Source organism: Oleiphilus sp. HI0128, from assembly GCF_001635365.1.
Window position 1 is genome coordinate 1 of sequence record NZ_LWGG01000233.1, and the last position, 11,397, is coordinate 11,397.

The following is an 11,397-nucleotide window of genomic DNA, read 5'->3' on the forward strand; positions in this document are numbered from 1 at the left end:
ACGTATCAAGCAAAACACACATCCTTTAGAGTGGTTTGTTTGGCTTTCAATCTCGATCCTCAGCATTTATTTTACCACCAAGGAAAAGCCTCACTTTATACTTCTAATCATTCCAATCTTAATGTGGGCTTCAACCAGATTTAACCAGCTCGCTTGCACTATTGCTATTTTCGTATCTGGGATTATCACCCTGCACCTCCTTAACGCCGGGACACTGACACAGCAATTATCAATACCAGAATATTCTCTACCTCTTGCTAGCTTGATCGTTATTCTAACTACCCTTTACTTCAACACCCTCCGTTCAGATCAAATAAAAATCGAAGCGAGGCTCGAAGATATTGTTCAACAACGCACACAAGATTTACTTAGCGCCAACCAAGAACTTCGCGATGAGGTTTACATCAGAAAGCAGGCAGAAAAGAGTCTACAAAACACCTCGTCTCGTTTCAGAGCACTATTCGAAACTGCCGGCATCCCGATCATCGTACTTGATAAGAAGTTCAAAATTAAACAATGGAATGCAGCAGCCGAAGTTCAGTTTTCTTATACTAAAGAACAAGTGCTAGGCAATAATTTCATCGATATGTTTGTTCCAGAAAATATTCAGGACGAGACAGCATGGAAATTTACCAAGGTACTCGAAAGCGGCCTTAGTAAAGAAAATATGGAATGCGAGATTATCAGTGGCGACTCGCTTTCGCACACCATGCTCTGGAACATGAACCACCTTAGCAATCATGACGGTGAATCCCAGCAGACGCAGCTTCTTTTGATTGGCCAAAACATTTCCGACATCAGAAAAACTCAAAATCAACTTCACTACCTCGCTCACTACGATGCACTTACCGATACGGCTAACAGACGCCTATTCGAAGACCGCTGCGCCCAAGCGATTCAATCAGCAATTCGACACAAATCCGAGATTGCGCTAATCGGCCTAGATATCGATCACTTCAAACGAATCAATGACACGCTCGGACACGATATCGGCGATCAATTTCTTGTCACCTTAGCCAGCAGACTCAAACAAAGCGTTCGAAAGGAAGACACGATTGCCCGCCTTGGCGGAGACGAATTTGCTATTCTGCTAGCAAATGTATCGGGAAGAGAAGGCGCTAAAACAGTTGCCAGAAATATTCTCGATAACATTACCAAGCCCGTAAATATTGGCGGGAATGAGCTTATCGTTACTTCCAGCATCGGCATTACCGTCTGCCCTAACGATGGCACGCAATATCCCGACCTGCTAAAAAATGCAGATATGGCCATGTATCGAGCGAAAAAAGCCGGACGAAACAATATTCAGTTCTATAGTCCAGAAATGAACAGTGAAATGCAGCGCCAACTAATTATTGAGCATGAGCTAAGAAACGCTATCAGCGCCAGCCAATTCAAGCTTTACTACCAACCTATCATCGACATTGAAACGGGTGAAATTCTCGCGCTTGAAGCCTTGCTACGCTGGCATCATCCTGACAAAGGTTTAGTCACGCCAGAGTACTTTATTGATGTCGCTGAGCAAACGGGCTTATTGCACGACATTGGTCAATGGGTAATTTCTAACGCCTGCCTGCAAGGACGAGCAATTCAGGAATGGTCAGACACGCCGATACAAATAGCGCTCAACCTCTCTAACCGCCAATTTAACCATCCGCGAATAGTTGAACTTATCCAAAAAGCAGTAGAGAGCACTAAATTTGATCCAAAGAACCTGATTCTGGAAATGTCGGAAAGCACGATCACAAGCAATATCGAGACATCCTTTGTGACACTTACTCAACTTAAAGAGTTGGGCGTGTCACTGACAATCGACAGCTTTGGAACCGGTCTAAGCTCACTACGACAGTTAAAGCAAATTCCCGCCGACATCATTAAGGTCGACCGAACTTTCGTGAATGGCATACCAAGGGATGAAAGCGATATGGCCATCACTGAAACACTGCTAGCTATTGCGAGTCAGATGGATTTAAAAACCTTTGCTACAGGGATCGAAACGAAGGAGCAGGAAGCTTTCTTAAAGATTAATGGCTGTCGATATGGGCAAGGTTATCTCTACTCCCCACCAGTGCCGTTCAAGGAATTATATGCAATATTACATAGCTTGAATCAAGGCGAAACCTTAGGCCGGGGCGACCAGATCGTACTACCTCTGGTGCACGAATCTAAACCGGCCTAAGCTAAAAGCAGGTTTTCTTGCTACGAAGATAAATGCTCGTGAAGTTCTTCAAACTGAGTCGTTAAAGCATGCTTTGGAGCAAAGTAGATAAGCGGCTGACTTTCTTGGTGCGACTCTTTCATCTTGATTGAAGCATTAATTTTTACAGGTAATACTGGCAACCCTTCTTCTTCGAGCTCCTTCACCAAGCGCGACGGCAGACTCGCACGCGGCTGAAATTGATTCACTACAATACCCTCTATTTCCAAGCGGTCATTGTGATCTTCTTGTATGTCTTGCAACTCGCCCATAATCGTATACAAAGCTTGACGAGAGAAGTCATCGCAGTCGAAAGGAATCAAAACCTTATCGCAAGCAATTAAGCCTGAACGCGTATAGAAATTTAAAGCAGGCGCTGTATCGATGATAATTTCATCAAACTGGCTCTCTAATGCTCTTAAGGCATTTTTGAGTTTATAGATCTTATGCTTAGCCTCCAGCTTTCTTTCAAGAAAATCCATCTCAGGACTAGAGGGCAAAACATAGAGATTGTCGAAGGGGGTTTTATGCGCAAAGTCGGCAGGATCTTTATTAAACAAATTAAATGAAAGCGTTTGCTCAAAAAAATCGGCAATCGAGTCATTCAATTCAGCAGCAGGCTTTCCCATTAAATAGTGAGTAGAGTTACCTTGCGGGTCCAAATCAACAACCAAGGTTCTGCGTCCCTTAGCAGCGAAAATAGCTGCAAGATTGCAAGTAATACTCGACTTCCCTACACCGCCTTTCTGGTTGAATACTACGCGAATCATTTTTTTCTCCCTGCAGCTGATGAGCTACCAATTTAAAACTTTCTTGACGAACGGAATTGTCAATTTACGCTGCTCAGTGAGCGACGCTTTGTCTAGTTGATCAAGTAACGCTAGCAACTCTGTTAAGTTGCGCCCGCTACGCTTAATAATAAAAGTAGAAACGCCCTCTTCCAAGCTAAAGCCCTTATGTATCGCAACCTGCTGCATGATTAGTTCTTTTTCAGCATCACTATAAGCTTTCAGGCTTATCAATAAACCGGATTTTAGGCGTGACAACAAATCAGCCAAGCAGATATTCAAGGCGTCTACCGGCTGTGACAAGGCGAAAATTAACATATCACCTTGAGCTTTATAATGGTTAAATAAATTAAAAAGACAGCGTTCTTTAAACTCTCGACTTAAGCTCTGGTGACACAGCCACAAATCCAAGTGATCGAGAGCCAAAATTGAATATTGCTCAAAGCTTGAAAACAAACCCTGAACGTCACTCTCTGATAATTCAAACTCGTTTAATTCCGCAAGCGAAAAGTAACAAACATTGTCCAGCTCTTTTGACTCAGCGTAGCCAATTGCAGCATTAAGCAAATGGGTTTTACCAGACTCTTCTGGCCCAACCAGTAAGACTGCAGTTTCCTGATACTCATCTATCGCACTCGACAGCATAAACTTGGCACGATCGTTTTTTTCGCTGTAAAACGTTTCGAAGCTTAGGTCACTTTTTTCCCTAACAGGCAATAATAGTTGGCTGGATAATTCAAAAGCATTCATAAGCCAGTCTTATCATTCAATTCATTTTCTCGGCGCTGCTTGTATGCCTTTACGCCCCAAACCAAGTAATAATGAATACCGCTAATCAGAGTAATGGCACCCACTACAAATAGGCCTTCTGAAACTGCCCACTGCGGCATCGGCAGATCTGCCAAGCTCATAATCACGAGTAAGACATAAACAATCTGTAGCATTGTACAGGTCTTACCCAGCCATGAGGGCTTAATATCATAATGACTAATAAAGAAGTGATAGCCCAGCGCACCAGCTAGAATCATTACATCGCGACCAATAACGAGATATAGAAGCCACATTGGGATTTGCTCTGTCCAAGCAAGCATTACGTAAGCCGTAACGAGCAGTAGTTTATCTGCCAAAGGGTCAGCTATGGCACCAAATCGCGACTTCCAATTAAATTGGCGAGCCAAGAAACCATCAACTCCATCTGAAAGACCTGCTACAAAGAATAGAATCAAAGCCTGCAAATATTGCGCGGAATATACACTCATCGCAAAAGGAATCACCAGCAGGATTCGAATAACAGTTAGAATATTAGGAATCTGATTAGCTGCGATCATTCTATCTCCAAAATAACCATAGCAATGACTAAGACCCGGAGCGCCAAACAAATTTATCGAGCGCATCGACAAGCATACCCTTATTTAACTCCAATATACCGTCTAGCTCCGCTTCCCGTTTTATTAGCTTTCGCCCAAGAGATAGGTGCTGAGAAAGCATTTCTCTTGTATCACGCAAGCGCAACTCAAAGGTAAGCTGATCTTCCTCGGCTAGCAACATATTTACGGATGCAACAGGCGCAAGATCTTGCAGGTAACGCTGTACATCCACATAATCTTCGAAAGAATCGATACCAAGCACTGAAATGGTATAGATTTCTGAACTTGCTACGCCAGATATAGCATACTGAGTAGATATAACGCTTGCCAAGCGAGCAACAAACTCTTTTGAAACCGATTCACTGCTTGCCTGAGCGCTTTCACCAAAGAAAGTTTGCTCACCTAGGAATAGCTGCCAGTCTGCACGCCATTGACGCTGAGAAACAGGCTCTTTTGCTTCATCAAGTTCTTGAGCCTCAGGAGTAATGGAACTTTGCAAGCGTACAATTGCAACAGCGTCGGTGCCATAGCGCTTACTAGCATCAATATGGGAGTCAGAAAACAGGCCCCATAATCCGTCAACATCTAAAAGCGAAAGGTCTGTCAGATCGGCCACAGGAATAAAAAGCGGCAAACCTCGAGTCTCAGCAATGCCAGTCAATTCAGGTAGCACCTCATCCAGTTCGGAAGCGCCGATAACGCTTCGCTGCCCTTGTTCATCAGACATCACCACCCAAACCAGAATTGAAGGACGAGACCGCCCCCAAATAGGAAGAGACAGTGATTGCAAACCCGCTTCTATGGGCGATTCTGCGAATGCAACATCCAGCATATATTGGTCAGGTACGGCGGGCTCGGCTATTAACGACTCAGTTAACTCTTCTTGGCCGGTCTGAGCGGAACTAGGCATAGAACCAGGCTCCTGTTCAACGTCTGCACCTTCATCTATAAACTCCATAGCGAGCCTTTCGCGCTCAGCAAGCACCTCAAGATAAACGCTATACGCGGGGTTTTCTCTGTAGGCAAATGAGAGCACGTAGTTTTCAGGTGAGCGAAACTTAGAATTCACAGAAGAATCCTGCAACAATTCCTCATCACCAGTAACACGGATCAACACCTGATGCAGCGCCTGCTCAAAGCCTAGCATACGATCGGAAGGGTCTTGCGAAGGTACTGCGACAGAAGCGTTATATAAATTACCTAGCTGGACAGCGATTGAGTGTGAACTCAAAAAGGCTAGCGAAACAAGTACGAAAAAACGAATAATATTGACCAAGTAAGTGCCACTTATGCTCAGTATTTGAAAGGTTTATCATAATATTCTCGAAACACTCATAAAACAACCATCAGCCGTGCTTTGCACACCTACTTTCTAATATTTTTTTAAATCACTACGAATATGTTATTTTTTACTGCTAGCATTTGGCGAGACTCCAAACAACTGGTAGAATCGCGCCAATTTTAAAAAGCCAAGGTTTTAGCTCATATGACTAATAATTCTGACTCAAATACAAACCCTTCACTTAGCTACAAAGACGCTGGCGTCGATATCGATGCGGGAAATGAGCTAGTAGAAAGAATTAAAGGTGTCGCCAAAAAAACTCGTAGACCGGAAGTAATGGCCGGTCTAGGCGGTTTTGGCGCAATGTTTGAGTTGCCGAAGGGCTATAAAGAACCGGTTTTGATTTCCGGTACCGACGGTGTTGGCACAAAACTAAGATTAGCCATGGACTTCAATAAGCACGATACGATAGGTATTGATCTCGTTGCCATGTGCGTTAACGATCTTATTGTTGGTGGCGCAGAGCCATTATTCTTCCTTGACTATTACGCTACAGGTAAACTGAATGTTGACGTTGCTGCCGATGTAGTAACAGGCATTGGCGCTGGTTGCGACCTATCTGGTTGCTCACTAGTCGGCGGTGAAACTGCTGAAATGCCCGGCATGTACGAAGGCGAAGATTATGACTTGGCTGGTTTTTGCGTTGGCATTGCTGAGAAGTCTGAGATTATAGATGGCACCAAAGTTAAGGCTGGCGACAAGTTAATTGGCCTCGCTTCTTCAGGTCCACACTCGAATGGCTACTCTTTAATTCGCAAGATTATAGAAGTATCAAACGCTGACCTAAACCAGGAAATTGGCGATACCGACCTAAAATCGGCCTTGCTTGAGCCAACAAAGATTTACGTTAAATCTCTTCTTAAATTGATCAAAGAAGGTGAGGTGCATGCCCTTTCACATATCACGGGCGGTGGCTTACTTGAGAATATTCCTCGCGTAATACCTGAAGGTACTAAAGCAGTCATCGAGACCCAGAGCTGGGAATTGCCTGGAGTATTCAAATGGCTTCAATCAGCAGGTAACGTAAATCCTGTTGAAATGTATCGCACCTTCAACTGCGGTGTTGGCATGATCATCGCCGTTCCAGCCGGTTCAGAAGAATCAGCCATCAAGCTTTTAGAAGCTGAAGGCGAAAGTGCTTGGGTAATTGGTGAAATTGCCGACACATCTTCCGACGAAGAGCAAGTCCAACTAAATGGACTAGGCGCTTAGTAATGGAAGGACGAGATCCTGTTGTCGTTGTTTTGATATCGGGTAGCGGCAGCAACCTTCAAGCCTTAATCGACGCCTATCAACGTGAAGAAATCCCTGGAAAGATCAGCGCTGTTATTTCCAATAAGCCCCATGCTAAGGGCCTAGAGCGAGCTAAGAAAGCTGAGATTGATACTCATGTCATCGAACATCAAAAATTCGCTCAACGAGAGATTTTTGATGCAGAGCTGATTAAGACGATTGAGAAGCATCAACCGGATCTCGTGGTATTAGCGGGCTTTATGCGTATCTTAACCGATGATTTTGTCCGCCGTTTTGAAGGAAGAATGCTCAACATTCACCCCTCTCTTCTGCCTAAATATCCCGGCCTACATACTCATAAGCGTGCGCTTGAAGCAAAAGACAAAGAGCACGGCGTGAGTGTTCACTTTGTTACCGCTGAGCTTGATAGCGGCCCGAATATCATCCAGGCTATTGTACCAGTCTTAAATCAGGATACTGAAGAAACACTTGCCACCCGAGTACTTGAAAAGGAACACATCATTTACCCCATTGCGGTTAAGTGGTTTATCGATGGACGTCTTGAAATGAAAGATGGCCAAGCCTATCTGGATGGCGAGCAGTTGCCCGAAAGCGGACTTAAGCTAGAGATTGAACAGACTTTACACTAAAAGTCTGCGCCACCCTTGCGCTTCACCAACGATTATTCACTCTCTTTCTGAGCAATATCTGTAATCAAACGCCTAAACCACTGATGGTCCGCATTATGATGAAGTAATGGGCTCCAGGCCATCTTGAGATCGAATGCTGGTATATCGAAGGGCGGCTCTTTCATTACAAGCTTAGAGCTCTCGCTTTTTAAACGCGCCGCGCGGCTCGGCAGCGTAGCCACTAAGTCATGCTGCTGCGCCAACAACATCGCCACCTGGTAATGACGGGTAAATACACTAATTTCGCGCTTTGCTCCAATACGATCCAGCGCTTCATCAACCCAACCCAAGCGCTGCACATCATTCGGGTTCACTCCAACACCCACACCAAAGCCAGTTTTACTCACCCAAATATGGCTGGCCTTTAGGTAGGCATCCAGATCGAAGCTATTGACCAAGGTGTTACTGGGGCTCATCAGGCATGAGAAGGTATCAGACCAGAGCGTTTTTTGGTGAAAAGACTGCGGCAAAGTATCAAAGCGATTAATCGCCATATCGACACGGCCTTGCTCAACATCTTCGAAAGATACATCACTGGGCGTTAAAACATCGAGCGTGATATTAGGCGCCTGCTTGCGAACTTCACTTAAAACAGCGGGAATCAAGGTAGATTCAGCGTAGTCGCTTGCCATCACGCGAAACACCCGATGGCTTTGAAGGTCAAAATCCCTATCCGGGTGAACTACACGATCGATATTGAATAATATCTCTCTCACCGCAGGCTTAAGGCTGAGCGCCAACTCAGTAGGCGCCATACCGTCACTGGTACGAACAAGCAATGGATCTTCGAACAGCAAGCGCAAACGCTTCAAACCATTACTCATCGCAGGCTGCGTAATACCAAGATGGTTTGCAGCCTTGGTGACGTTTTGCTCACGCAAAAGTACATCTAGGTGAACCAGCAAATTTAGATCAACATCACTTAGATTCATAGACCTAGACGCCCTTGGCTAATAACACTCAATTAAACTTAAACTTCATGGTAGATTTCACTACCTTCCTGTTTAAATTTCTCCGACATCTCACTCATACCTTCGTTCGCATCCTTTTCTGCTGCGTAATCACGAACTTCCTGAGATATTTTCATTGAACAAAACTTAGGGCCACACATTGAACAGAAATGTGCAACTTTAGCAGAGTCCTTAGGTAATGTTTCATCATGATAAGCACGAGCAGTATAAGGATCTAGCGCAAGGTTAAATTGATCTTCCCATCTAAACTCAAAACGAGCCTTTGACATAGCATTATCGTGAATCTGTGCACCAGGGTGGCCTTTTGCAAGGTCGGCAGCATGAGCCGCGATCTTATAGGTAATAAGGCCCTGTTTTACATCTTCTTTATTAGGTAGACCCAAGTGTTCCTTAGGCGTGACATAGCAAAGCATTGAACAACCATACCAGCCAATCAGTGCAGCACCAATGCCTGAGGTGAAGTGGTCATAGCCTGGTGCGATATCGGTAGTAAGTGGGCCAAGCGTGTAGAAAGGCGCTTCATCGCAATGCTTGAGCTGCTCTTCCATATTCGCCTTAATCATATGCATCGGCACATGACCCGGGCCTTCAATAAAGGTTTGCACATCGTGCTTCCAAGCTATCTTGGTAAGCTCGCCTAAAGTACGAAGCTCTGAGAATTGCGCCTCATCATTTGCATCAGCAATTGAACCTGGGCGTAAACCATCACCAAGTGAAAAGCACACATCATAGGCTTTCATAATCTCGCAAATTTCTTCAAAATGCGTATAGAGGAAGTTTTCCTTGTGATGAGCAAGGCACCATTTAGCCATAATTGAACCACCACGACTAACGATCCCGGTGACTCGATTCGCCGTCATAGGCACATAGCGCAATAACACACCTGCATGGATAGTGAAGTAATCAACTCCCTGCTCCGCCTGCTCAATTAAAGTATCACGGAACAACTCCCAGGTAAGATCTTCGGCAACCCCGCCACATTTTTCAAGCGCCTGATAAATCGGCACCGTACCAATCGGTACAGAAGAGTTTCGAATGACCCATTCACGTGTCTCATGAATATTCTGGCCTGTAGACAAATCCATTACGGTGTCACCACCCCAACGCGTCGACCAAACTGTTTTCTCGACTTCTTCCTGAATAGAAGATGTCACCGCAGAATTACCAATATTGGCATTCACCTTGGTGCGGAAGTTCCGACCAATAATCATCGGTTCGGTTTCCGGATGGTTGATATTACAAGGAATGACAGCACGACCACGAGCGACTTCGTCTCTGACAAATTCCGGGGTAATCATTTTAGGAATAGAAGCGCCGAAAGACTCGCCTGGATGCTGGTTAGCTAGCGCTTCATCCATCTGCGCCTCGCTTAAAGCCAGATTTTCTCGAATAGCGATATATTCCATTTCCGGCGTAATGATACCCTGACGAGCGTAATACAGTTGCGTGACATTCTTTCCGGCTTTTGCTTTTAGAGGTTTACGCTTATGCTCAAAACGCAAGCCATCCAAGGCTAGGTTTTGATCACGTACATTTGCGTACTCAGAACTAAAACCAGGTAACTCTTCAGTATCATTTCGTTCAGCAACCCACTCATCGCGTAAGGGCATTAGCCCTTTTGTGACGTCAACTTCTATCTCGGGGTCTGTATAGGGGCCGGAGGTGTCATAAACTCTAACTGGAGGGTTATCCTCAAGCTCGCCATTCTGCAACTGAGTTGGGGTAAGTGAAATTTCACGCATCGCTACGCGAATATCTTTACGACTGCCTTCTACATATACTTTTTTTGAGGCTGGAAAAGGCTGGGTAGATAACTCATCTACGTAAGCTGTATCACCCAGTTTCTTTAACGAATCGTTTTTCATCTATTGCTCCGCATATCCGGTATTACGAGTGTGGTAAGTAAGGAAGCAATTAGAATCATCGGTCTAGTCTTGATGAATTCTTGTTCCCTACGCTGGTTCTAACCAATCAGGTTCAACGGGTCCCTATCTGCCTACAAAATGTAGAACAACAAATAATTGGATATATCCCAAGAATTTATGTGGTCTCAGCATTCGCAAATCATCAAGCGATAAAATGACAGATGCTCCCCGACAAGATTTTCATCGATTTTAGGGAGTGTTGAATGATATGGCAAGAAATAAGCGCTTTAGCATCGCCTAACGAGGAAAAATAGCCGAGAAGGAGCTACCTCGCCCCACCTCGCTATCGAGAACAATTCGACCATGATTCAGCGCGAGCATTTCGCAGCATATTGCTAAACCATAGCCATCACCTTCAATCTGACTATTCTCATGGGAATCTTGGCGCTGATATAGTTTGAAAATGCTTTCACGCTGTCCTTGAGGAACACCACAGCCTGTATCATTTACTTCAAGAGTAACGCACTTGCCGACCTGCTCATCAAAACTGGGACGAAGAGATACTTCAATAGCTCCCGCTTGCGTATATTTAATTGCGTTGGAGATAAGGTTGATCGCAATTTGCTTAAAGTGCTGCCTGTCTGCCAAGGCGTATATGTCAGAATCCGAAATCTCAGAGCGAAAATCCAAGCCTTTTTTCTTGNCAAGGGTTTCACCTTGTACACACGCTTCTTCAAGCGCAGGCACTGCATTGAAGCGGGAAATGTCGGCAGCCAGCTTTCCAGCTTCTACCCGCGTAGAATCCAAAGTCGTGCTGATCTGTTCAGCGAGCTGCTGACCGCCCCCGATAATTTTCAAGGTAGTTGTCGCCTGAGCATTTAAGCTGCTTGTTTTTCCTTCTCCGGGTTCAACTTAACGTCACCCACTTTCTCCCAGTTCCGCGTA

Annotated in this window: 10 protein-coding genes and 1 riboswitch; of the genes, 3 read left to right on the plus strand and 7 right to left on the minus strand. The window is 44.8% G+C overall.

The genetic code is table 11. The annotated features are described in order from the left end of the window. The coding region (locus A3763_RS03125; protein ID WP_068759876.1) for a bifunctional diguanylate cyclase/phosphodiesterase at positions 1–2,179 on the plus strand (2,179 nt) is incomplete at its 5' end. Between the two features lie 20 nt (positions 2,180–2,199). On the opposite strand, the gene A3763_RS03130 is transcribed toward A3763_RS03125, so the two are convergent. The 4 genes from A3763_RS03130 to A3763_RS03145 are packed head-to-tail and all read right to left on the minus strand — an operon-like array spanning position 2,200 to position 5,583. After that, positions 2,200–2,967, minus strand: coding sequence for a ParA family protein (locus A3763_RS03130; RefSeq protein ID WP_068509617.1), 768 nt, complete (start codon positions 2,965–2,967; stop codon positions 2,200–2,202). A 24-nt stretch (positions 2,968–2,991) separates the two neighbouring features. Beyond that, complete coding sequence (locus tag A3763_RS03135) at positions 2,992–3,735, minus strand: DnaA ATPase domain-containing protein (RefSeq protein WP_068509619.1); 744 nt, start codon at positions 3,733–3,735, stop codon at positions 2,992–2,994. Next, the gene (locus tag A3763_RS03140) at positions 3,732–4,313 is read right to left on the minus strand and encodes a CDP-alcohol phosphatidyltransferase family protein (protein ID WP_068509622.1); all 582 of its coding nucleotides are present in this window, start codon (positions 4,311–4,313) and stop codon (positions 3,732–3,734) included. Before A3763_RS03140 ends, A3763_RS03135 begins: the two co-directional genes overlap by 4 nt. 28 nt (positions 4,314–4,341) lie before the next feature. Next, entirely contained in the window at positions 4,342–5,583 is a 1,242-nt protein-coding gene (locus A3763_RS03145) for a DUF2066 domain-containing protein (RefSeq protein WP_197482721.1), read from the minus strand. Positions 5,584–5,838: 255 nt separating this feature from the next. Between A3763_RS03145 and purM the strand changes: the two genes are divergently transcribed. Then, positions 5,839–6,906 (plus strand): phosphoribosylformylglycinamidine cyclo-ligase, encoded by a 1,068-nt coding sequence (gene purM / locus A3763_RS03150; protein WP_068634247.1) that lies wholly within the window; start codon positions 5,839–5,841, stop codon positions 6,904–6,906. Positions 6,907–6,908: 2 nt separating this feature from the next. Next, positions 6,909–7,577: a phosphoribosylglycinamide formyltransferase gene (purN, locus tag A3763_RS03155; protein ID WP_068508037.1), complete on the plus strand. Its 669-nt coding sequence runs from the start codon at positions 6,909–6,911 to the stop codon at positions 7,575–7,577. A 32-nt stretch (positions 7,578–7,609) separates the two neighbouring features. On the opposite strand, the gene A3763_RS03160 is transcribed toward purN, so the two are convergent. The 3 genes from A3763_RS03160 to A3763_RS03170 form a co-directional block, all read right to left on the minus strand. Continuing rightward, a complete protein-coding gene (locus A3763_RS03160) occupies positions 7,610–8,548 on the minus strand; it encodes a LysR family transcriptional regulator (RefSeq protein WP_068508035.1) in 939 nt (312 codons plus the stop codon). 38 nt (positions 8,549–8,586) lie between these two features. After that, a complete protein-coding gene (gene thiC, locus A3763_RS03165) occupies positions 8,587–10,452 on the minus strand; it encodes a phosphomethylpyrimidine synthase ThiC (protein WP_068553106.1) in 1,866 nt (621 codons plus the stop codon). Positions 10,453–10,519: 67 nt separating this feature from the next. Then, a riboswitch (TPP riboswitch) is annotated at positions 10,520–10,693 on the minus strand. 56 nt (positions 10,694–10,749) lie between these two features. Next, positions 10,750–11,310: a HAMP domain-containing sensor histidine kinase gene (locus A3763_RS03170; protein ID WP_068759877.1), complete on the minus strand. Its 561-nt coding sequence runs from the start codon at positions 11,308–11,310 to the stop codon at positions 10,750–10,752. Between the last annotated feature and the right edge of the window lie 87 nt (positions 11,311–11,397).